Source organism: Pseudomonas alloputida (assembly GCF_021283545.2).
Classification (GTDB): domain Bacteria; phylum Pseudomonadota; class Gammaproteobacteria; order Pseudomonadales; family Pseudomonadaceae; genus Aquipseudomonas; species Aquipseudomonas alloputida.
The window spans coordinates 5,621,399-5,642,735 of record NZ_CP128540.1; the positions used below are offsets into that span (position 1 = coordinate 5,621,399).

A 21,337-nucleotide genomic window follows, 5' to 3' on the forward strand; every position below is an offset into this window, starting at 1 on the left:
TCAGCGGAACGGCGGCTCATCGAAGCTGCGCAGTTTACGCGAGTGCAGCGAGTTGAGCTCGGTGCGCAGCAGATCGAGGGCAGCAATGCCGATCTTCAGGTGCTGGCTGACCGCCCGGTTATAGAAGGCGTTGGCCGAACCTGGCAGTTTGATCTCGCTGTGCAGCGGCTTGTCGGACACACACAGCAAGGTGCCGTAAGGTACGCGCAAACGGTAGCCCTGGGCAGCAATGGTGCCGCTTTCCATGTCCACCGCCACGGCACGCGACAGGTTGATCAGCGGGCGTTCCTGAGCCCAGCGCAGCTCCCAGTTGCGGTCGTCGTAGGTCAGCACGGTGCCGGTGCGCAGGCGCTTTTTCAACTGCTCGCCACGCTCGCCAGTGACCTGAGCGGCGGCCTCCTGCAAGGCCATCTGTACTTCGGCCAGGGCCGGGATCGGGATATTCGGCGGCACGACCCGGTCGAGAATGCCGTCACGGCGCATATAGGCGTGTGCCAGCACGTAGTCGCCGATGGTCTGCGACTGCCGCAGGCCGCCGCAGTGACCGATCATCAGCCAGCAATGCGGGCGCAGCACGGCCAGGTGGTCGGTGATGTTCTTGGCGTTGGATGGGCCCACACCAATGTTGACCAAGGTAACGCCATCGCCGTCGGCGGCGATCAGGTGGTAGGCCGGCATCTGGTAGCGGTGCCAGACCACGCTGGCCACCAGGGCCTGGGTTTCGCCATGGTCCATGCCCTTTTCGATCACGACGTTGCCCGGCAGCACCATACGTACGAAGCGCGGGTCGTCACGCAGTTGGTCCAGGCCATGGCTGATGAACTGGTCGACATAGCGGTGGTAGTTGGTCAGCAGGATCCACGGCTGTACATGGCGCCAGTCGCTGCCGGTGTAGTGCACCAGGCGGCGTAGCGAGAAGTCGACGCGCGCGGCATCGAACAACGCCAGTGGCATGATTTCAGCACGGTCCCAGTCGTACAGGCCATCAGCGATGTTGTCGGTGGCCGCCGACAGGTCGGTGCTGGGGAACACCCGCGCCAGCTGCGCAGCGGTAATGCCGCTACCGGCCAGCTCGTCGCCCTGGTCGACCACATAGGGGTAAGGGATATTCTGCTCGCTGACGCCGACTTCTACCGTAACGGTGTAGTCATGCATCAGCGGGCGCAGTTGCTCAAGCAGGTAGCCACGGAACGCAGCGGGCTGGGTGACGGTGACGCTGTAGGTGCCGGCAACCTGGACCTTGGCATAGGCACGGGTGGTGGCGGCGACTTCGCCATGGCTGTAGTAGGTCAGGCGCAGAGCCGGGTAGCGGAACAGGTCGCGCTCATCGGTATCGGGCTCGGTACGGTCCTTCAGGTAACGCTTCAGGGCCTGACTAAGGGCACCTGTGGCCTGTTCATGCAAGGCCGCCAGACGGTCGACGGCCTGTTCGGGGGTATCAACGACTACAAAAGCGTGGCTCACACTGTGCTTCCTGTCTGGACATGCATGTGATCCATCTTGCCTGCCTTCTTGGTTAAATACACCCCCATTGATCGGTGTTGGGTTCATTCGCGGGCAAGCCCGCTGCTACAGGGGCCAGGCAGGCGTAGCCCTTGTGACCAATGCCATCACATTTACACCTCGCGGCAGCGCCCCGTACACCCGGCCACCACCGGCCAAGCGGCTGCCGATAAACGCATCACTGACGTCTGCATTCCCGGCCTCCAGCAGCAGCTTGGCCTGCAACGCCAGGGCAATATCCTCGGTCAGTTGCCGCGCGCGGTACTGCATGTCACCGGTGTCGGCAAACGCCCCCTTGAGGTTGCCGATATGCGCCGCCAGGCGCGGGTCGCCATGCCCGTCACCCAGTTCGACAAACAGTGCATCGAGTACGCCCGGCTCCTTGGACAAGGCCCGCAGCACATCCAGGCACTGCACGTTGCCCGAGCCCTCCCAGGTCGAGTTGACCGGTGCCTCGCGGTACAGCCGTGGCAGAATGCTGTCTTCCACATAACCCGCGCCACCCAGGCATTCGGCGGCCTCGTTGATCATGGCCGGCGCACGTTTGCAGATCCAGTACTTGCCCACCGCCGTGACCAGCCGGGCAAAATGCGCCTGTTGCGGGTCGTCCAGTTGCTCCAGCGCCTGGCCCATGCGCAAGCTCAGGGCGAGCGCAGCCTCGCTTTCCAGGGCCAGGTCGGCCAGCACGTTCTGCATCAATGGCTGCTCGTTCAGCACCCGCCCGCCGACCTTGCGATGCGCGCAATGGTGGGCCGCCTGCGTCAACGCCTGGCGCATCAGTGCGCTGGAGCCGACCATGCAGTCGAACCGGGTCATGGCGACCATCTCGATGATGGTCGGCACGCCGCGTCCCTCTTCGCCGATCATCCACGCCAGCGCACCGCGGAACTCCACCTCGCTGGAGGCGTTGGAGCTGTTGCCCAGCTTGTTCTTCAGGCGCTGGATATAGAACTGGTTGCGGTTGTCATCGGGGCGGTGGCGCGGCAGCAGGAAGCAGCTCAGGCCTTTTTCGGTTTGCGCCAAGGTCAGGAAAGCGTCGCACATCGGCGCCGAGCAGAACCACTTGTGGCCAACCAGCTCATAGGCCTGCCCCGGGCCCGGCGCACCGACCGGATAGGCCCGGGTAGTGTTGGCGCGCACATCGGTGCCGCCCTGTTTTTCGGTCATGGCCATGCCCAGGGTGACCCCGGCCTTGTGCCGGTCGCCAACGTTGCGCGGGTCATATTCGCAGGCAAGGATTTTCGGCAGCCAGTATTCAGCCAGCTCAGGCTGCAGGCGCAATGCCGGCACGGCGGCAAACGTCATGGTCAGCGGGCAGCCGGTGCCGGCCTCGGCCTGGCTGTGCAGGTAGGTCATCGACGCCCGTGCAACATGGGCGCCAGCACGGGGTTCGGCCCATGGTAAAGAAGGCAGGCCATGTTCGACGGCGGTACGCATCAGCTCATGGTAGGCCGGGTGGAACTCGACCAGGTCGATGCGATGGCCGTAGCGGTCGTGGCTGCTGAACTCGGGTTTGTGCGCGTTGGCCAGGAAGCCTGCCTGCATCAGCGGGCCGCCGGCCAGGGCACCATAGGCGTCGATCCGCGACTCGGCCCAGCCCGCGCCAAAACGCCTTGACCATTCTTGCAAGGGCAGGTCGAGGCGGTACAGGTTGGCACCGTCGAGCGGCGGCGGCTGGTTGGTGACTTCGTGGGTTTCAGCGTACTGGTGCAGGCTCATCGGGGGGCTCCTGGATCCGGGTAGGCTTGAGAGACCCAGTGAAGCACTGCTTGCGGGGTAGTCAAAGGGGTATTAATGACTAAACGTGTGGTTGCTGGCGTGCGCGCGTAGGAGCGGGTTTACCCGCGAATACGGTGGTGGCGGCAACGGTGAACGGTGGGTGGATATTGGCCAGCAGACCCGGCCCTTCCGCGGGTGAACCCGCTCCTACAGCGAGCGCCGCGCCTGCAGCATGTGCGGGCTCATCTGCGCCTGCGAAATCGCCATGTTCAAACTCAACTCGAAGCGGCTACCCAGCCCGCGCGTCGATTCATGCGCCAATCTGGCCCCCAGCAACTCCCCCATCTGCCGGCAAATCGACAACCCAATCCCCAAACCGCCATACCGCCTGGTCATCGAACCATCGACCTGGAAGAACCGCTGGTACAGGGTCGACTGCTCCAGATCATCGAAACCGATACCGCTGTCGCTGACGGTAAAGGTCAACGCCAGATCATCCGGCCCCACCCGGCGGCCGCGCACCTGGATCATCACACCGCCCTGATGGGTGAACTTCAAACCGTTGTCCACCAGGCAACCCAGGCAGTGCGCCAGCTTCTGCCCGTCACCGAGCAACCCGTCCGGCAGGTCGGCCGGAATGTCCAGGCTCAGGTACAGGCCTTTGCCCAGCGCCTGCCCGGCATAACCGGCGCGCAAACCCTGCAACAGGGCGCGCAGGCTGAACGGTGCCGGCTGCGCCCGCAGGCGGCCGGCCTGCAGTTCGGACAGGGTAAGAATGGCATCGACCATATCCATCATGCCTTGGGCAGACCCCACAGCCGTGTGATGGTACTGAGCCATTTCAGCCCCCATCGGCAGGGTGTGCATCAGCTCGAGCGAGCCAATCACTCCGTTCATCGGGGTACGCAGCTCATGAGTCACGCTGGCCAGGAACTCGTCCTTCAGGCGATTGCTCCTGGCCAGTTGCAGGTTCAGTTGCTCCAGCGTACGCCCAGTGTCGCGCAAGGTCTGTGCCTGCTGCTCGCGCAGGCTGTTGATGCGGTCGGCCAGTGCCAGCGACAGCAAGGCCACTTCCAAGGCCGAACCCAGCTGGCTGGCATACATGGTGATGAACACGTTCGGCAGGTAGCCCAGTACCATCAAGGTGTTGACCAGGCCACCAAGCAGGAACGCCGTCCAGGCGATGATGAACCAGCGCGCCACTCGCAAGCCGCGCCACCAGGCATACAGGCCGGCGCTGAAGACGCTTATGGTGAACAGCAGCGCCAGCAGCGTGGCCATGCGCAGCGCAATGCCGTAAGGCATGCTCACCGCCAGTACCATGACCAGCGCCCCCCCCAGCATCAGCAGTTGCAACAGGCGATCGAAGCCACGGTTGAGGCTGCCCAATTGCAGGAAGTGCCGGGCGAACTGGCAACCGAACAGCCCGGCTGCACCAATGAACAAAGGCGTGGAGGCGTTCGCCCACCAAGGGCTGTCTGGCCAGAAATAGGCTACACCGGCGCCGTTCACCGAGACCTGGTAAAGGCCGAACGACGCGATGTAAAGGATGTAATAGAGGTAGCTGACGTCACGCACGCTGAGGTAGATGAACAGGTTGTACACCAGCATCACCAGTAAAACGCCGTAGATCATCCCCAGCACATACAGGCGCGTGGGCTGCTCTTCCAGGTAGGCTTCAGGGGACCATAACGCCAGCGGCGCTTGCACCGAACCCTGGCTGTGCAGCCGCAGGTACGCGGTGGTCACCTTGCCAGGTGGCAGTTGCAGTTCGAACAAGTAGTTGTTCTGCCGGATCTGCCGGCTGTCGTAGGGCAAGGCATCGCCGGTGCGCTGCGCCAGGCGGTACAAGCCGCTGCTGTCAGGCAAATACAGTTCGAGGTGATCCAGCGGCGGGTAGGCCAACTCCAGCAGCCATGACCGCGGGGCGGCGTTGGGCGCGGCAGTGGGGCGCAGTTCGACCTTGAGCCAGAACACCGAGGTGGAGTAACCGGCGTTCAGCACATCCTCATGGTGGGGCTGAAAGTGTTTGGCGAAACCGGGGGCACTGACCTGAGCGATGCTGGCATTGCCATCGGGGTCTTCATAAACCTGCATGGCCTTGCCCAGTGGAAGATGCCGGGTAGCGTCGTCGAAATCGACCGCTCCGGCCAGCACGGGCAGCAAACCCAGAAGCACAATCAGCAAATAGCGCATACAGCCCCAGCATGGCCTGTCCGGTCGCGTCGCGGTAGCCTCCCATCCGTTTGAGACGACGTGATCCTGCAGAACCCGTTTATCGAGTTATCCGAGCACTCTAGCATAGCCTCACAACCTGGCAATCGGCCACATAAAAACACAAAGAAAAGGCTCTAAATCAATGCTTTCAATAGAAAACCAATCAATAACCTGACCGATCGATCAGTAAAACTCGTTTGTCGGACGATCCGCCCAAACAGGTTTGGTGGTAAGCTCGCCGACCATGAATACCTACAGCTCCCGCCCCGTTGTCCTCTGTCTCTCCGGCCACGACCCCAGTGGCGGCGCCGGCTTGCAGGCAGATATCGAAGCCCTGATCGCCCAAGGCTGCCACGCTGCACCTGCAGTGACCGCCCTGACCGTGCAGGATACCGTCAACGTTTCCGACTTCCGCGTGCTCGACCGCGAGTGGGTGCTGGCCCAGGCCAATGCCGTGCTGGCCGACTCCACGGTGGCCGCCGTCAAGTTGGGCATGCTCGGCTCGATCGAGATGGTCGACACCGTCGCCGAACTGCTGGCCGCCCACCCTCACCTGCCGCTGGTCTGCGACCCGGTGCTGCGTGCCGGTGGCGGTGGCCGCCTGGGCAAGGACGAAGTGGGCTACGCCCTGCGTGAACGGTTGCTGCCGCTGGCGACCATCGCCACGCCGAACCTGCCCGAAGCACGCATCCTCGCAGAACTGCCCGAGGGCACCGCTGACGAATGTGCCGAGAAACTGTTGCCGTTCTGTAGACACCTGCTGATTACCGGCGGTCACGGCGACGAAGACGAAATCCACAACCGCCTGTACACCCAGGACGGCCAGCACTTCACTTGGACTTGCCAGCGCCTGCCGGGCAGCTACCATGGCTCGGGCTGCACCCTGGCCAGCGCCCTGGCCGGCCGCCTGGCGCTCGGCGAGCAGTTGGAAAGCGCCGTGCGCACCGCCCTGGACTACACCTGGCGCACCCTGCGTGACGCCGAGCAACTGGGCAAGGGCCAATACGTGCCGCGCCGCCTGCCCCTGGACTTCTGCTCCTGATACGAGGCCTTCAATGAAGCTACGCGGTCTGTACGCCATCACCGACAGCCAGCTGCTCGCCGGCCGTTTCCTGTCCCATGTCGAGGCGGCCCTGGAAGGCGGCGTGTGTCTGCTGCAGTACCGCGACAAGACCGACGATGCTGCGCGCCGCCTGCGTGAAGCCGAAGGGCTGATGAAGCTCTGCGAGCGTTACGGCACCCAGTTGCTGATCAACGATGACGCCGAACTGGCCGCCCGCCTGGGTGTCGGCGTGCACCTGGGCCAGACCGACGGCCCGCTGACCCCGGCCCGCGCACTGCTCGGCCGTCAGGCAATCATCGGCTCCACCTGCCACGCCAGCCTCGAACTGGCCGCCCAGGCTGCCAGCGAAGGCGCCAGCTACGTGGCCTTTGGCCGCTTCTTCAATTCTGTCACCAAGCCGGGCGCGCCCGCTGCCAACGTCGGCCTGCTCGAGCAGGCCCGCGCCCAGGTGAAACTGCCGATCGCCGTGATCGGTGGCATCACCCTCGACAACGCCGCCCCACTGGTCGCCCACGGCGCCGACCTGCTGGCGGTGATCCACGGCTTGTTCGGTGCCGACAGCGCGCAGGAAGTCACCCGCCGCGCCCGCGCCTTCAACGCCTTGTTCGCATCCTGATTCGAGAGATACTTCCATGTCCCGTTCCGAAGCCCTGTTCGCCCAAGCCCAGAAGCACATCCCTGGCGGTGTCAACTCGCCGGTCCGCGCTTTCAAGAGCGTTGGCGGCACGCCGCTGTTCTTCAAGCATGCCGAAGGCGCCTATGTCGTTGACGAGGACGACAAACGCTACGTCGACTACGTCGGCTCGTGGGGCCCGATGATCCTCGGCCACGGCCACCCGGACGTGCTGGACTCGGTACGCAGGCAGCTGGAGCACGGCCTGTCCTACGGCGCGCCGACCGCCATGGAAACCGAGATGGCCGACCTGGTCTGCTCGATCGTACCGTCGATGGAAATGGTGCGCATGGTCAGCTCGGGCACTGAAGCCACCATGAGCGCCATCCGTCTGGCCCGTGGCTACACTGGCCGTGACGCCATCATCAAGTTCGAAGGCTGCTACCACGGCCACTCCGACAGCCTGCTGGTAAAAGCCGGCTCGGGCTTGCTGACCCAAGGCGTGCCAAGCTCGGCAGGCGTGCCAGCGGACTTCGCCAAGCACACCCTGACCCTGCCGTTCAACGACATCGCCGCCGTCGAGAAGACCCTGGCCGAAGTTGGCCAGACCGTGGCCTGCATCATCGTGGAGCCAGTGGCCGGCAACATGAACTGCGTACCACCAGCACCGGGCTTCCTCGAGGGCCTGCGCGAGCAATGCGACAAGCATGGCGTGGTGCTGATCTTCGACGAAGTGATGACCGGTTTCCGCGTCTCGCTCGGCGGCGCCCAGGGCCATTACGGCATCAAGCCGGACCTGTCGACCTTCGGCAAGATCGTCGGTGGCGGCATGCCGGTCGGCTGTTTCGGCGGCAAGCGTGAAATCATGGGCTGCATCGCCCCGCTCGGCCCGGTCTACCAGGCCGGCACCCTGTCGGGCAACCCGCTGGCCATGGCCGCCGGCCTGACCACCCTCAAGCTGATCAGCCGCCCAGGCTTCCACGCCGAGCTGACCGACTACACCAGCCGCATGCTTGACGGCCTGCAGCAACGCGCCGATGCCGCTGGCGTGCCATTCGTCACCACCCAGGCCGGTGCCATGTTCGGCCTGTACTTCAGCGGCGCCGACGATATCGTCACCTTCGAAGACGTGATGGCCAGCGATGCCGAGCGCTTCAAGCGCTTCTTCCACCTGATGCTCGACGGTGGCGTGTACCTGGCACCGAGCGCATTCGAAGCGGGCTTCACCTCCATCGCCCATGGCGACAAGGAGCTGCAGATCACCCTGGATGCGGCTGAGAAAGCCTTTGCTGCCCTGAAGTGATGGCCAGCCTGTACCGGCCTCTTCGTGAGCCAACCCACTCCTACACTCAAGAAAGCGACACCCCCTTGTAGGAGCGGGTTCACCCGCGAAGAGGCCGGCACAGGCAATAAATACGCACACACAATCAGCTGACTTCCCCAACCAAGCAGAAATTCGAGTAAAACTTTGTAAGGTTGGCGCTGCTTATCCCATAATGTGCCACCAGAGACATTGGCCGCAGCTTTGCAGAGGTAAGTCGATCCCCATGAACCGCACCGGCCGCGCCCTGACCCTGGGCTGCCTGTTGCTTCTTCAGCCCCTGCTGGCCCTGGCGGAGGGCGGTAACTCGTTGCTGATTCCGGCGACGGGCCACTGCACCTTGAACGTTCAGCCTGAAGACCTGGCAAACGCCCTCAAGGCCTGCGAGCAGACGGCGACTGCGGGGGATGCCCAGGCGCAATTCGAACTGGGCGAGTATTACTACACGCAAACGCCAAAAAACCTGGGCAAAGCCCTGGACTGGTTCCAGAAGGCATCGCTGCAAGGCCAAGCCGACGCCCAATACCGTCTGGGTGCCATGTTCTTCCATGGCGAAGGGGTCAAGGCCAACAACGTGCAGGCCTACATCCTGCTGAAAATGGCTGCGGTCAATGGCGCCGAAGATGCGCTGGACATGGCCGACGAAGTGACCGAGCAAATGCCCCGCGACGAACTGGAGCATGCCACCCAGGTGCTCGGCCAGATTTTCCGCAAGTACCTGCTCGAACTGCAGAACGCCGAAGGGCGCACGCCGTTCTCGCCGCTTCCCTGAAGGTCACTTTTCCGGCATTGGCATCGGGAACGGCATCACATTGCCGCCGCCCTTGGCCTCGCTGATCTTCGCCGTGCCCAGGCGCTCCACCTCATCGATGCGCACAATCGAGTGCATCGGCACGAAACTGCGGACCACTCCGTCGAACTGGCTCTTGAGCTTCTCCTCACTCGGGTCCACTACCAGTTGCGAGCGCTCGCCGAACACGAACTCCTCGATTTCCAGAAAGCCCCACAGGTCACTCTGGTAGATCTGCTTGGCGTACATCTCGAAGACCTGACCCTGGTTCAGGAAGATCACTTTATAGATGGCGGGTTCGCGTTTGCTCATGTTCGGCCAGATAACACATGCGTAAGAAAAGGTGGGCATGATACCTGTTCTGGCCTGTTCACGGGTGGACCCACGCCCACAGGATCCCCACCGCCCTTGCCGGAGCGGGTTGACCCGCGGGGAGGCCAGAACAGCCTGTACATACCGTTGAACGTTTCAGTGCTTTCGCCACTGCCATTCAAGGGTTATTCTTGAGTTCAACTCCATCGCCGTCGAGCGGCTAAAAACGACCTTGAACGCACCCATAGAACCCCATCGTTTCATCCTCGAACCCTTCGAGGCCCACCGTTTCGCCAACTTGTGCGGCCAGTTCGACGAGCACCTGCGCCTGATCGAACAGCGCCTGGCCATCGAGATCCGCAACCGCGGCAATCAGTTCGAACTGATCGGCGAACCCAGGACCACCTCCGCTGCAGAACAGCTGCTGCGCCGTCTCTATCGCGAGACCAAGGCCACCGACCTGTCACCGGAAACCGTGCACCTGTACCTGCAGGAGTCGGCTGTCGAGAACATCGACAACCCGGCCGTCAACGAGGTCAGCGTGTCGCTGCGCACGCGCAAGGGCAATATCCGCCCGCGCGGGCTCAACCAGCAGCGCTACGTCAAGGAAATCCTGGCCAACGACATCAATTTCGGCATCGGCCCGGCCGGTACCGGCAAGACCTACCTGGCCGTAGCCTGCGCCGTGGACGCGCTGGAACGCGAACAGGTGCGCCGCATCCTGCTGGTGCGCCCGGCGGTCGAGGCGGGTGAGAAGCTCGGTTTCCTGCCCGGCGACCTGGCACAGAAAATCGACCCGTACCTGCGCCCGCTGTACGACGCCCTGTACGAAATGCTTGGCTTCGAACACGTGGCCAAGCTGATCGAACGCCAGGTGATCGAAATCGCCCCTCTGGCCTACATGCGTGGCCGCACCCTGAACAACAGCTTCATCATCCTCGACGAAAGCCAGAACACCACGCTCGAGCAGATGAAGATGTTCCTGACCCGCATCGGTTTCGGCTCTACCGCGGTGATCACCGGTGACATCACCCAGGTCGACCTGCCCCGTGGCACCAAGTCGGGCCTGGCGCACGTCATCGAGGTGCTGAAGGACGTTCCGGGGATCAGCTTTACCCATTTCCAACCCAAGGATGTGGTTCGTCACCCACTGGTTCAGCGTATCGTCGAAGCCTACGACCGCTTCGAAGCCCGCCAGCCCAAGCCCGAGGCGTCCGGCAAAGATGCTTGAACTTGATATCCAACGGGCCACGGATGCTGCCACTCCAGAAGACGCCGCCTTGCGCCGCTGGTGCGAATTGGCGTTGCGCCAGCGCAGCGCCGACTCGGAAATGACCATTCGCCTGGTCGACGAAGCCGAAGGCCGCGAGCTGAACCACACCTACCGGCACAAGGACTACGCGACCAATGTGTTGTCGTTCCCGGCCGATGTGCCCGATGACCTGCTCGATATCCCGCTGCTGGGCGACCTGGTCATCTGTGTAGCGGTGGTCGAGCGCGAAGCGGCCGAACAAGGCAAATCGCTGGAAGCGCACTGGGCGCACCTGGTCATCCACGGTTGCCTGCACTTGCTCGGCTACGACCACATCGAGGATGAGGAAGCCGAGGAAATGGAAAGCCTGGAACGGGAATTGCTGGCAGAACTGGGTCACCCCGACCCGTATGCCGATGATGAAACCGACACAATCACACACTGATACACGAAGGATCACGAGAACCGCCATGAGCGAAGATCGATCGAGCAACGGGCAGAAGTCCTGGCTGGGTAAACTGACCCAGGCTTTTGCCCATGAGCCGAAAAACCGCCAGGAGCTGCTTGAGCTGCTGCGCGAAGCCCATCAGAACAAATTGCTGGACAGCGAAGCGCTGACCATCGTCGAAGGCGCCATTCAGGTCGCCGACCTGCAAGTTCGCGACATCATGGTGCCGCGTTCGCAGATGAACAGCATCAAGGCCGGCCAGTCGCCTCGCGAGTTCCTGCCGGCGGTGATCGACGCCGCGCACTCGCGCTACCCGGTAATCGGCGAAAGCCATGACGATGTGCTCGGGATCCTGCTCGCCAAAGACTTGCTGCCGTTGATCCTCAAGGAGAACGGCGACAGCTTCAACATCAAGGACCTGCTGCGCCCGGCCACCTTCGTGCCCGAGTCCAAGCGCCTGAACGTGTTGCTGCGTGAATTCCGCGCCAACCACAACCACATGGCCATCGTCATCGACGAATATGGCGGCGTGGCGGGCCTGGTCACCATTGAGGACGTGCTGGAGCAGATCGTCGGCGATATCGAAGACGAGCACGACGTCGAGGAAGACAGCTACATCAAACCACTGCCCAGCGGTGATTTCCTGGTCAAAGCGCTTACCCCGATCGAGAACTTCAACGAGTTCTTCGACAGCGAGTTCTCCGATGACGAGTTCGACACGGTCGGCGGCCTGGTGATGAGCGCCTTTGGCCACCTGCCCAAGCGCAACGAAACCACTGAGATCGGGTCTTACAAGTTCCGTATTCTCAACGCCGACAGCCGGCGGATACACTTGCTGCGCCTGACCCCGATCACCCGTTAAGGACAAACATGCGTTGGATCACCCGCCCCGGCTGGCCCGGTAACCTGCTGGCCCTGGCGGCCGGTGCTTCCACCCTCCTGGCCCTGGCGCCGTTCGACATCTGGCCGTTGGCGGTGTTGTCCATCGCGGTGCTCTACCTTGGCCTGCGCGAGCTCAGCCCGCGCCAGGCCATGTGGCGTGGCTGGTGGTTTGGGTTTGGCCTGTATGGCGCCGGCACCTGGTGGATCTACGTCAGCATGAACACCTACGGCGGCGCCTCGCCGCTGCTGGCAATCGTGTTGCTGCTGGCGTTCTTCGCCGCACTGGCCTGGTTCTTCGCCCTGCCCACCTGGCTATGGGCGCGCTGGCTACGGCGCAACGAAGCACCACTGGCCGACGCCCTGTGCTTCGCCGCCCTCTGGCTACTGCAAGAGGCCTTCCGCGGCTGGTTCCTGACCGGTTTCCCCTGGCTCTACGCCGGCTATAGCCAACTGGACGGCCCGTTGGCCGGCCTTGCGCCACTGGGCGGGGTATGGCTGATTTCCTTCACCCTCGCCCTTACCGCCGCCCTGCTGTGCAACCTGCACCGCCTGCGCCCCCGCCCCTCGTTCCTGGCCGTGGCCAGCGTGCTGTTGCTGGCCCCCTGGGGGCTGGGCCTGGCGCTCAAGGGCCATGCCTGGACCATTCCGGCAGGCGATCCGCTGAAAGTGGCAGCGATCCAGGGCAACGTCGAGCAGGACCTGAAATGGGACCCCGCGCACATCGACGCGCAACTGGCGCTATACCGCGACCTGAGCTTCAGCTCCAGGCCGGTGGACCTGCTGGTGTGGCCGGAAACCGCCGTTCCGGTGCTCAAGGACCAGGCCCAGGGCTACATCGACGTGATGGGCCGCTTCGCCGCCGAGCGCCACTCGGCGCTGATCACGGGCGTGCCGGTGCGTGAAGAAGTGCACCACCAGCGCCGCTACTACAACGGCATCACCGTCACTGGCGAAGGCGACGGCACCTACCTCAAGCAGAAGCTGGTGCCATTTGGCGAGTATGTGCCGCTGCAAGACGTGCTGCGTGGGGCCATCGAGTTCTTCAACCTGCCCATGTCCGACTTCGCCCGCGGTCCGGAAGACCAGCCGCTGCTGCAGGCCAAGGGCTACCAGATTGCCCCTTACATCTGCTACGAGGTGGTCTACCCCGAGTTCGCCGCCGGCCTGGCTGCGCGTAGCGACCTGCTGCTGACCATCAGCAACGACACCTGGTTCGGCAAATCGATCGGCCCCTTGCAGCACCTGCAGATGGCGCAGATGCGCGCGCTGGAAGCCGGCCGCTGGATGATCCGCGCCACCAACAACGGCGTGACCGCGCTGATCGACCCGTTTGGCCGCATTACCACGCAGATTCCGCAGTTCCAGCAGGCCGTGCTGTATGGCGAGGTGGTGCCGATGCAGCAGCTGACGCCTTACCTGCAATGGCGCTCATGGCCGCTGGCGATTGTCTGTGCATTGCTGCTGGGCTGGGCGTTGCTGGCAGGGCGTATTGCAAAAACCGTCTGATTGACGATACGCGACCACTGTAGGAGCGGGTTTACCCGCGAATACGGTAGTCGCGGCAACGGTGAACGGCGGGTGGAGATTGGCCAGCAGGGCAGGCCCTTTCGCGGGCAAGCCCGGTCCTACAGGGGATTATGTAAGCCGGTGAATCAGTAGAACACCCGATACCCCACCAACCCCACCACTTCATTGAACAACTGCCCGCTCTGCCACATCGCCCGGCTCTCTGGCAGCAGCCCGCCAAACGGCCGCGCATGATCGCGCCCAAGGAACCCCACCGGCGCCGGCACCACCTCGAACCCCGCCTGTTCAAAACTCCAGCGTGAGCGCTGCATGTGCCAGGCCTGGGTCACCAGCACCACCCGGCGAAATCCCAAAGGCTGCAGCACCTTGGCCGTCAGCTGAGCATTTTCCCAGGTCGTGCGGCTGGCCTCTTCGCGCCATTTCACCTCGACAGCGAAATCTTCATGCAAGCGTTCCGCCATCAGCCTCGCCTCGCTGGGCGGCGTGCCGTAATGCAACCCACCACTGGTCAACACTGGCAGGCCCGAAGCCTTGGCCAGCCGCGCGGCAAAGCGCATCCGTTCCAGTGCCGTGGCCGTGGGCTGGTCACCGCCACCCCAGGCCGGGTCCCCGCGCTCGCGCCCGGCGCCCAGCACCACAATGGCATCCGCCCGGCTCGCCAGGCCGGCCCAGTCGCTCACGGCCAGCGGCGGCTCACTTTCCAGCACACGGGCGGTTTCCTGCACCACCAGCGGCAGGCTCATCAACCACAGGCCACCCAGCCCTACGCTAAAGCAAAGCGCCGCCAACCGGGGCCGCCGCGTACGCAGCCACCATGCCGCAAGCAGCAGCAAGAACAGCACGCCCGGCGGCATCAGCCATTGTTTGATGAAGAATCGGATCGGCATCGGCCACACCTCCTTGGCAGGCGTGCAGCCTAGAAGGATCGACGCCGGTCAACAAGTGCGTACCGGCGTCGATCTTGAGTTGTGTGATAGTGAAGAACCGGCGCGCGATAGCCTGCGCCTGGCGTCCTGAACGGCTAGCGATGTGGCAGCGTCCTGGATCTCGCCGTACTGGCGGGGCGTTTCTTGTCCTTGAGCCAGATGATCTTGGCCGATGTCGGCTCCGCTTGTGGGTAACTGCCGACAGGGGCATTGTGGCGCTCCGGAAGGGATTCCAGGTAGGCCTTGATCACTTCGAACTCTGCGTGGCTCAGGCCACGCAACTCAAGCTCAGCTGGCATCTCGTCGCGCAATCGCACCGAGGTCCTGGCCGTTTCCAGTGCCAGGCCAAGCCGGTCGATCAGGCGCTCGTAAAGCTCCGGTCTGATTGCGGGTAGCTGCGTCTCTCCCATCCGTTCACCTCATTGAAGGTAAGAATATCTCCCCCCACACCTGAGCTTAGCGTCGCTGCAAAAAGCAGCCGTGCGCCGCGACCAGCGGCCATTCGCAACGAAGGTTTCCCACGATGCGCGGCGCTGCTGTATGCTACGGCGTTCACTCTAAACGACACCGGAGTGCCGGACGCAGCGAGGTTCCGCTGCCTGGAACAAGGTCTCTTCTCTCTCAGCCAAAAGTAGCCATGCACGAACAATACACGCCCCGTGATATCGAAGCCGCCGCCCAGAAGTTCTGGGACGAGCAACAATCGTTCGCTGTTACCGAACAGCCAGGCAAAGACACCTACTATTGCCTATCGATGTTCCCGTACCCGAGCGGCAAGCTACACATGGGCCACGTGCGCAACTACACCATCGGTGACGTGATTGCCCGCTACCAGCGCATGCTGGGCAAGAACGTCCTGCAGCCGATGGGCTGGGACGCTTTCGGCATGCCCGCGGAAAACGCGGCGATGAAAAACAACGTCGCCCCGGCCAAGTGGACGTACGAAAACATCGACTACATGAAGACCCAGCTCAAGAGCCTGGGCCTGGCCATCGACTGGGCACGTGAAGTCACCACCTGCAAACCCGACTATTACCGTTGGGAGCAGTGGCTGTTCACCCGCCTGTTCGAAAAAGGCATCATCTACCGCAAGAACGGTACCGTGAACTGGGACCCGGCGGACCAGACCGTACTGGCCAACGAACAAGTCATCGACGGCCGTGGCTGGCGTTCGGGCGCGCTGATCGAGAAGCGCGAAATCCCGATGTACTACTTCCGCATCACCGATTACGCCGACGAGCTGCTGGAGAGCCTTGACGAGCTGCCGGGCTGGCCTGAGCAGGTCAAGACCATGCAGCGCAACTGGATCGGCAAATCGCGCGGCATGGAAGTCCAGTTCCCGTACGACAAGGCCAGCATCGGCCACGAAGGCACCCTCAAGGTCTTCACCACCCGTCCGGACACGCTGATGGGCGCCACCTATGTCGCCGTCGCCGCCGAGCACCCGCTGGCCACCCAGGCTGCGCAGGGCAACCCGGCGCTGCAGGCGTTCATCGATGAGTGCAAGAGCGGCAGCGTTGCCGAAGCCGACATGGCCACCCAGGAGAAGAAAGGCATGGCCACTTCCCTGCTGGTCGAGCACCCGCTCACCGGCGAGAAGCTGCCAGTATGGGTCGCCAACTACGTGCTGATGCACTACGGCGATGGCGCGGTAATGGCCGTGCCGGCCCACGACGAGCGCGACTTCGAGTTCGCCCACAAGTACAACTTGCCGGTCAAGGCCGTGGTGCGCACCAGCGCTGGCGATGAAGTCGGCAGCGAGTGGCAGGCCGCCTATGGTGAGCACGGCCAGCTGATCAACTCCGCAGAATTCGACGGCCTGGACTTTGCTGGCGCCTTCGACGCCATCGAAGCGGCCCTGATCCGCAAGGAACTGGGCAAATCGCGTACACAGTTCCGCCTGCGCGACTGGGGTATCAGCCGCCAGCGCTACTGGGGCTGCCCGATCCCGATCATCCACTGCCCGTCCTGCGGCGACGTCCCGGTGCCGGAAGACCAGCTGCCGGTCACCCTGCCGGAGAACGTGGTGCCGGACGGCGCCGGTTCGCCACTGGCACGCATGCCTGAATTCTACGAATGCAGCTGCCCGAAATGCGGTGCTGCGGCCAAGCGCGAAACCGACACCATGGACACCTTCGTCGAGTCGTCCTGGTACTTCGCCCGCTACGCCTCGCCAAACTACGACAAAGGCCTGGTCGACCCCAAAGCCGCCAACCACTGGCTGCCGGTAGATCAGTACATCGGCGGTATCGAACACGCGATCCTGCACCTGCTGTACGCGCGCTTCTTCCACAAGCTGATGCGTGACGAAGGCCTGGTCACCTCGAACGAGCCGTTCAAGAACCTGCTGACCCAGGGCATGGTGGTCGCCGAAACCTACTACCGCGTTGCCAGCAACGGCGGCAAGGACTGGTTCAACCCGGCCGATGTCGAAATCGAGCGTGATGCCAAAGCCAAGATCATTGGCGCCCGCCTGAAGACCGACGGCTTGCCGGTGGAAATCGGTGGCACCGAGAAAATGTCGAAGTCGAAAAACAACGGCGTCGACCCGCAGTCCATGATCGAAGCCTACGGCGCCGACACCTGCCGCCTGTTCATGATGTTCGCCTCGCCGCCCGACATGAGCCTGGAATGGTCCGACTCCGGCGTCGAAGGTGCCAGCCGCTTCCTGCGCCGTGTCTGGCGTCTGGCTCAGGCTCACGTCAGCCAGGGCCTGCCAGGCAAGCTGGATGTTGCCGCCCTGGACGACGCGCAAAAGGTCATCCGCCGCGCCATTCACGCTGCCATCAAGCAGGCCAGCACCGACGTGGGCCAGTTCCACAAGTTCAATACCGCCATCGCCCAGGTGATGACCGTGATGAACGTGCTGGAAAAGGCCCCGCAAGCCACCGAACAGGACCGCGCCCTGCTGCAGGAAGGCCTGGAAGCCGTCACCCTGCTGCTGGCGCCGATCACTCCGCACATCTCTCACGCGCTGTGGCAGCACCTGGGCCACGCAGGCTCGGTGATCGATGCCGCCTGGCCAAGCGTCGACGAACAGGCGCTGGTGCAGGACTCCATTACCTTGGTGGTTCAGGTCAACGGTAAACTGCGCGGCCAGGTCGAGATGCCTGCCGCTGCCAGCCGCGAAGAAGTCGAAGCCGCTGCCCGCAGCAACGAGAATGTCCTGCGCTTCATCGATGGCCTGACCATCCGCAAGGTCATCGTGGTACCGGGCAAGCTGGTCAACATCGTCGCCAACTGATGAAAACGCCCACCCGCATCGATTGCGGGTGGGCGGAACAGGCCCAAAAGGGAGCAACAACATGATCAAACGCAATTTGCTGGTAATCGGCCTGGCGGTCATGCTCAGCGCCTGCGGTTTCCAGCTGCGCGGCACCGGCGCCACCGAGCTGAGCGTGAAGGAAATGGACGTCAGCGCGCGCAATGCCTACGGCCCGACCGTGCTCCAGCTGCGTGAAGTGCTGGAACGTAGCGGCGTCAACGTGCACGCCGGCGCACCGTATCGCCTGGTGCTGACCAACGAACAGGAGCGCGAGCGCTCGGCGACCTACAACAGCGGCAACCGTACCGCCGAGTACGAGCTGACCACCAAGCTGGACTACAGCATCCTGGGCCTGAACAACCTGGAGCTGATGAGCGACAAGCTGGAGGTACGCAAGGTCTACGTGCGTGACGGCTCGAACATCACCGGCTCCGAGCAGGAAGCCAAACGCGCCCGCGAAGAAATGCGCCGCGACCTGGTCAACGCCATGGTCGTACGTTTGCAGATGCTGTCCCCGCCCCAACTGGATGAGCTGCAGCGTAAAGCAGACGAGCGCGCCCAAGCCGAAGCTGCCGCGCTGGAGGCTGCCCGCCGCCAGCAAGCCGAGACGCCTCAGCAATCGCCACTGGAAGTACCGGGCAACTAAGCCCGCGAGGGGCGCCCTCGGGCGCCCCGCCTGTTCCCCATGAAACTCGCCCCCGCCCAACTCAACAAGCACCTGCAAGGCGCCCTGGCACCGGTCTACGTGGTCAGTGGCGACGACCCGCTGCTGTGCCAGGAAGCCGCCGACGCCATCCGCAATGCCGCGCGTCAGCAAGGTTTCGATGAACGCCAGGTATTCAGTGCCGACGCCAACTTCGACTGGGGCACCCTGCTCCAGGCCGGTGCAAGCCTGTCGCTGTTCGCCCAGCGCCGCCTGCTGGAACTGCGCCTGCCCTCGGGCAAGCCCGGTGACAAGGGTGCCGCTGCGCTGATGGAATACTGCGCCAACCCCGCCGAAGACACGCTGCTGCTGATCAGCCTGCCCAAGCTCGACAGCAGTGCGCAGAAGACCAAGTGGGGCAAGGCATTGATCGAAGGCGCCCATTGCCAGTTCATCCAGATCTGGCCGGTGGATGTGCACCAGCTCCCGCAGTGGATCAACCAGCGCCTGCAACAGGCCGGCCTGTCAGCCCAGCGTGATGCCGTCGACCTGATTGCCGCGCGCGTGGAAGGCAACCTGCTGGCAGCCGCGCAGGAAATCGAAAAACTCAAGCTGCTGGCCGAAGGCAGCCAGATCACCGTGGAAACCGTGCAGGCTGCCGTCGCCGACAGTGCCCGCTTCGATGTCTTCGGCCTGGTCGATGCCATTCTCAACGGCGAGGCTGCGCATGCCCTGCGTATGCTCGAAGGCTTGCGCGGTGAAGGTGTGGAGCCGCCAGTCATCCTCTGGGCCTTGGCCCGTGAGCTGCGCCAACTGGCGGGGCTAGCCCAGCAGTTCAGCCAAGGCGTGCCATTGGACAAAGCGTTCAGCCAGGCCCGCCCGCCCATCTGGGACAAACGCCGACCGCTGGTCAGCAAGGCCCTGCAGCGCCTCTCGGCGCAGCGTTGGGCGCAACTGCTGCAGGATGCCCAGCGAATCGATGCGCAGATCAAAGGGCAGGCTGAAGGTTCGCCGTGGATTGGCCTGGCGCGGCTGTCGCTGTTGATGGCTGGCCAGCGCCTGGCCCTCCCTCCCGAGTAACTGCGGCCGTCGTAGGAGCGGGTTTACCCGCGAAGAGGCCGGACCTGCTAATCAATCTCCACCCACCGTTCACCGTTGCCGCCGCCACCGTATTCGCGGGTAAACCCGCTCCTACACATAGGCACCAGCGCCTCGACCATATACACAATCAATTGGCCCCCACCCTTCGGGGGGCCTACAGTGCGCCCGAAACTCACCCAACCCGGGAAGCCCACCATGAGCAAAAAGCCGAAAAAGCACGGCCCCAACAAGGCCAAGTCCATCGTTGCCCAGCCACTGTTCCGCTGCCGCCAGGAACAACCGAACAAGGGCAAAGGCAGCTACCGCCGCGAAGCCTTCCAATCGAGAGATTGGGAGGCTTCCTACTTTTTGGCTGCATGAAAGCATCGCAAGCGCAGGCATGGTATGGTCGTCACCTGACCTGCAACTCTGGATCTGTGCATGCTCTTCCGTCTTATCCCCCGCTGGGAAACCCGCCAGCTGATCGCGGCCTCCAGCTTCATCCTGCTCGTGGCCTGTGCGGAAAAGCCCACCGCCGCCGACGCGCTGCCGCTGGCCCCTGCCCAACCCAATCCCGTGGTGACCGTGCCCGGCGCAACGCCCGACGTCAGCACTGACATCCAGCCCCTGCAAACCTTCGCCCAATGGCAAGCGGGCTTCCGCGAGCAGGCCCTGCAAGCCGGCATTTCGCCGAGCACCTTCGACCGCGCCTTCCTCGGTGTCACCCCCGACCTGGACGTGATCAAGGCAGACCGCAGCCAGCCGGAGTTCACCCGCCCGGTGTGGGAATACCTCGAAGGCGCCCTGTCGCCCCTGCGTGTGCGCAACGGCAAGAAGCTGCTGGAGCAGAACGCCGAGCTGCTGACTCGCCTTGAGCAACGCTATGGCGTGGACCGCCAGGTGCTGGTCGCGGTGTGGGGCATGGAAAGCAACTTCGGCCAGTTCCAGGGCAGCAAGTCGGTGATCCGCTCGCTGGCCACTTTGGCCTATGAGGGCCGCCGCCCACAGTTCGCCCAGGATCAGCTGATTGCCGCGCTGCAGATCATCCAGCATGGTGACATCCAGCCTGAAGCCATGCGTGGCTCGTGGGCCGGCGCCATGGGCCAGACCCAGTTCATCCCGACCACCTACAACACCCATGCCGTGGACTTCGACGGCGATGGCCGCCGCGACATCTGGAACAGCACACCAGACGCCCTGGCCTCAACAGCGCACTACCTGCAGAGTTCGGGCTGGAAACGCGGCCAACCGTGGGGCTTCGAGGTACAGGTGCCGGCCGGCTTCGACTTCTGGCAGGCCGATGGTGCACTGCGCAAACCGGTGAGTGAATGGCTGGCGATGGGCGTGAAACTGCCAGCGGGTACCCAGCTGCCGGCAGGTAGCAACCAGCTGTCTGCCGCCCTGCTGCTGCCGGCCGGTGCACGCGGCCCGGCGTTCCTGGTGCTGGACAACTTCCGCGCCATCCTCAAATACAACAACTCGTCGTCCTATGCCCTGGCGGTGAGCCTGCTCGGGGATCGCTTCAGCGGCTGGGGCTTCATTGCCGGCAGCTGGCCGAAAGAGGACCTGCCGCTCAGCCGCACCGAGCGCATGGAGTTGCAGAACTTGCTGAACAGCCGCGGGCATGATGCGGGTAATGCCGATGGCATTATCGGGGCCAATACCCGCAAGGCAATCCGCAATGCCCAGCAAGGGCTGGGATGGCCGGCGGATGGCTACCCGACCCACAAGCTGCTTGAGAGCCTGCGCCAGCAGTAAGCATTCCGGGGCCGCTGC

General features: G+C 63.6%; 19 protein-coding genes. 13 read left to right on the forward strand and 6 right to left on the reverse strand.

Translation table 11 applies throughout. The features are described from left to right. The 3 genes from amn to LU682_RS26095 all read right to left on the reverse strand — a co-directional run bounded on the left by amn (window position 1) and on the right by LU682_RS26095 (window position 5,418). Window positions 1–1,464: an AMP nucleosidase gene (gene amn, locus LU682_RS26085; RefSeq protein WP_010955401.1), complete on the reverse strand. Its 1,464-nt coding sequence runs from the start codon at window positions 1,462–1,464 to the stop codon at window positions 1–3. Window positions 1,465–1,569: 105 nt separating this feature from the next. Then, the gene (locus tag LU682_RS26090; protein WP_010955402.1) at window positions 1,570–3,222 is read right to left on the reverse strand and encodes an acyl-CoA dehydrogenase family protein; all 1,653 of its coding nucleotides are present in this window, start codon (window positions 3,220–3,222) and stop codon (window positions 1,570–1,572) included. Window positions 3,223–3,429: 207 nt separating this feature from the next. After that, window positions 3,430–5,418 (reverse strand): sensor histidine kinase, encoded by a 1,989-nt coding sequence (locus tag LU682_RS26095; protein WP_010955403.1) that lies wholly within the window; start codon window positions 5,416–5,418, stop codon window positions 3,430–3,432. 265 nt (window positions 5,419–5,683) lie between these two features. On the opposite strand from LU682_RS26095, the gene LU682_RS26100 reads away from it, so the two are divergent. The 4 genes from LU682_RS26100 (at window position 5,684) to LU682_RS26115 (ending at window position 9,208) form a co-directional block, all read left to right on the forward strand. Further along, window positions 5,684–6,481, forward strand: a complete 798-nt coding sequence (locus LU682_RS26100; RefSeq protein WP_010955404.1) for a hydroxymethylpyrimidine/phosphomethylpyrimidine kinase — start codon at window positions 5,684–5,686, stop codon at window positions 6,479–6,481. Window positions 6,482–6,494: 13 nt separating this feature from the next. Next, window positions 6,495–7,118, forward strand: a complete 624-nt coding sequence (thiE, locus tag LU682_RS26105) for a thiamine phosphate synthase (protein WP_010955405.1) — start codon at window positions 6,495–6,497, stop codon at window positions 7,116–7,118. 16 nt (window positions 7,119–7,134) lie between these two features. After that, window positions 7,135–8,418 carry a glutamate-1-semialdehyde 2,1-aminomutase gene (hemL, locus tag LU682_RS26110; RefSeq protein WP_010955406.1) on the forward strand — a complete coding sequence of 428 codons (1,284 nt, stop codon included), beginning with the start codon at window positions 7,135–7,137 and terminating at the stop codon, window positions 8,416–8,418. A gap of 244 nt (window positions 8,419–8,662) precedes the next feature. After that, window positions 8,663–9,208, forward strand: a complete 546-nt coding sequence (locus LU682_RS26115) for a tetratricopeptide repeat protein (protein WP_060489418.1) — start codon at window positions 8,663–8,665, stop codon at window positions 9,206–9,208. Between the two features lie 3 nt (window positions 9,209–9,211). Here LU682_RS26115 and LU682_RS26120 read toward each other — a convergent pair whose 3' ends face one another. Then, window positions 9,212–9,538 carry a DUF1820 family protein gene (locus LU682_RS26120; protein ID WP_003249769.1) on the reverse strand — a complete coding sequence of 109 codons (327 nt, stop codon included), beginning with the start codon at window positions 9,536–9,538 and terminating at the stop codon, window positions 9,212–9,214. A 232-nt stretch (window positions 9,539–9,770) separates the two neighbouring features. Here LU682_RS26120 and LU682_RS26125 point away from each other — a divergent pair, with 232 nt between their 5' ends. Genes LU682_RS26125 through lnt form a run of 4 tightly spaced genes read left to right on the forward strand, consistent with a single transcriptional unit; the run spans window position 9,771 to window position 13,626 of the window. Then, the gene (locus LU682_RS26125) at window positions 9,771–10,769 is read left to right on the forward strand and encodes a PhoH family protein (RefSeq protein ID WP_010955407.1); all 999 of its coding nucleotides are present in this window, start codon (window positions 9,771–9,773) and stop codon (window positions 10,767–10,769) included. Next, entirely contained in the window at window positions 10,762–11,235 is a 474-nt protein-coding gene (gene ybeY, locus LU682_RS26130; protein WP_010955408.1) for an rRNA maturation RNase YbeY, read from the forward strand. Before LU682_RS26125 ends, ybeY begins: the two co-directional genes overlap by 8 nt. A 25-nt stretch (window positions 11,236–11,260) precedes the next feature. Continuing rightward, a complete protein-coding gene (locus tag LU682_RS26135; RefSeq protein ID WP_003249762.1) occupies window positions 11,261–12,100 on the forward strand; it encodes a CorC family transporter in 840 nt (279 codons plus the stop codon). Window positions 12,101–12,108: 8 nt separating this feature from the next. Continuing rightward, a complete protein-coding gene (lnt, locus tag LU682_RS26140; protein WP_010955409.1) occupies window positions 12,109–13,626 on the forward strand; it encodes an apolipoprotein N-acyltransferase in 1,518 nt (505 codons plus the stop codon). 146 nt (window positions 13,627–13,772) lie between these two features. On the opposite strand, the gene LU682_RS26145 is transcribed toward lnt, so the two are convergent. Further along, window positions 13,773–14,534 (reverse strand): YdcF family protein, encoded by a 762-nt coding sequence (locus LU682_RS26145; RefSeq protein ID WP_010955410.1) that lies wholly within the window; start codon window positions 14,532–14,534, stop codon window positions 13,773–13,775. Between the two features lie 134 nt (window positions 14,535–14,668). Further along, entirely contained in the window at window positions 14,669–14,983 is a 315-nt protein-coding gene (locus LU682_RS26150) for a hypothetical protein (RefSeq protein WP_010955411.1), read from the reverse strand. A 227-nt stretch (window positions 14,984–15,210) separates the two neighbouring features. On the opposite strand from LU682_RS26150, the gene leuS reads away from it, so the two are divergent. From leuS to LU682_RS26175, 5 genes are all read left to right on the forward strand, one after another. Further along, window positions 15,211–17,817 carry a leucine--tRNA ligase gene (leuS, locus tag LU682_RS26155; RefSeq protein ID WP_010955412.1) on the forward strand — a complete coding sequence of 869 codons (2,607 nt, stop codon included), beginning with the start codon at window positions 15,211–15,213 and terminating at the stop codon, window positions 17,815–17,817. A gap of 61 nt (window positions 17,818–17,878) precedes the next feature. Then, on the forward strand, window positions 17,879–18,484 hold the full coding sequence (locus tag LU682_RS26160) for an LPS-assembly lipoprotein LptE (RefSeq protein ID WP_010955413.1): 606 nt from the start codon (window positions 17,879–17,881) through the stop codon (window positions 18,482–18,484). Between the two features lie 39 nt (window positions 18,485–18,523). Then, window positions 18,524–19,561: a DNA polymerase III subunit delta gene (gene holA / locus LU682_RS26165; RefSeq protein ID WP_003249749.1), complete on the forward strand. Its 1,038-nt coding sequence runs from the start codon at window positions 18,524–18,526 to the stop codon at window positions 19,559–19,561. A gap of 216 nt (window positions 19,562–19,777) precedes the next feature. Continuing rightward, window positions 19,778–19,942, forward strand: a complete 165-nt coding sequence (gene arfA, locus LU682_RS26170) for an alternative ribosome rescue factor ArfA (RefSeq protein ID WP_003249747.1) — start codon at window positions 19,778–19,780, stop codon at window positions 19,940–19,942. A 60-nt stretch (window positions 19,943–20,002) separates the two neighbouring features. Then, window positions 20,003–21,319, forward strand: coding sequence for a lytic murein transglycosylase (locus LU682_RS26175; RefSeq protein WP_010955414.1), 1,317 nt, complete (start codon window positions 20,003–20,005; stop codon window positions 21,317–21,319). The last annotated feature ends 18 nt before the right edge of the window (window positions 21,320–21,337 follow it).

What these genes read in the sequence shown, in the direction of transcription:
- ybeY (WP_010955408.1), top strand. Translation starts at nt 10,762, where the DNA reads ATGCTTGAACTTGATATCCAACGGGCCACGGATGCTGCCACTCCAGAA.
- LU682_RS26150 (WP_010955411.1), bottom strand. Translation starts at nt 14,983, where the DNA reads ATGGGAGAGACGCAGCTACCCGCAATCAGACCGGAGCTTTACGAGCGC.
- LU682_RS26115 (WP_060489418.1), top strand. Translation starts at nt 8,663, where the DNA reads ATGAACCGCACCGGCCGCGCCCTGACCCTGGGCTGCCTGTTGCTTCTT.
- holA (WP_003249749.1), top strand. Translation starts at nt 18,524, where the DNA reads ATGAAACTCGCCCCCGCCCAACTCAACAAGCACCTGCAAGGCGCCCTG.
- LU682_RS26175 (WP_010955414.1), top strand. Translation starts at nt 20,003, where the DNA reads ATGCTCTTCCGTCTTATCCCCCGCTGGGAAACCCGCCAGCTGATCGCG.
- LU682_RS26100 (WP_010955404.1), top strand. Translation starts at nt 5,684, where the DNA reads ATGAATACCTACAGCTCCCGCCCCGTTGTCCTCTGTCTCTCCGGCCAC.
- LU682_RS26135 (WP_003249762.1), top strand. Translation starts at nt 11,261, where the DNA reads ATGAGCGAAGATCGATCGAGCAACGGGCAGAAGTCCTGGCTGGGTAAA.
- lnt (WP_010955409.1), top strand. Translation starts at nt 12,109, where the DNA reads ATGCGTTGGATCACCCGCCCCGGCTGGCCCGGTAACCTGCTGGCCCTG.
- leuS (WP_010955412.1), top strand. Translation starts at nt 15,211, where the DNA reads ATGCACGAACAATACACGCCCCGTGATATCGAAGCCGCCGCCCAGAAG.
- LU682_RS26090 (WP_010955402.1), bottom strand. Translation starts at nt 3,222, where the DNA reads ATGAGCCTGCACCAGTACGCTGAAACCCACGAAGTCACCAACCAGCCG.
- thiE (WP_010955405.1), top strand. Translation starts at nt 6,495, where the DNA reads ATGAAGCTACGCGGTCTGTACGCCATCACCGACAGCCAGCTGCTCGCC.
- hemL (WP_010955406.1), top strand. Translation starts at nt 7,135, where the DNA reads ATGTCCCGTTCCGAAGCCCTGTTCGCCCAAGCCCAGAAGCACATCCCT.
- arfA (WP_003249747.1), top strand. Translation starts at nt 19,778, where the DNA reads ATGAGCAAAAAGCCGAAAAAGCACGGCCCCAACAAGGCCAAGTCCATC.
- LU682_RS26145 (WP_010955410.1), bottom strand. Translation starts at nt 14,534, where the DNA reads ATGCCGATCCGATTCTTCATCAAACAATGGCTGATGCCGCCGGGCGTG.
- LU682_RS26095 (WP_010955403.1), bottom strand. Translation starts at nt 5,418, where the DNA reads ATGCGCTATTTGCTGATTGTGCTTCTGGGTTTGCTGCCCGTGCTGGCC.
- LU682_RS26120 (WP_003249769.1), bottom strand. Translation starts at nt 9,538, where the DNA reads ATGAGCAAACGCGAACCCGCCATCTATAAAGTGATCTTCCTGAACCAG.
- LU682_RS26160 (WP_010955413.1), top strand. Translation starts at nt 17,879, where the DNA reads ATGATCAAACGCAATTTGCTGGTAATCGGCCTGGCGGTCATGCTCAGC.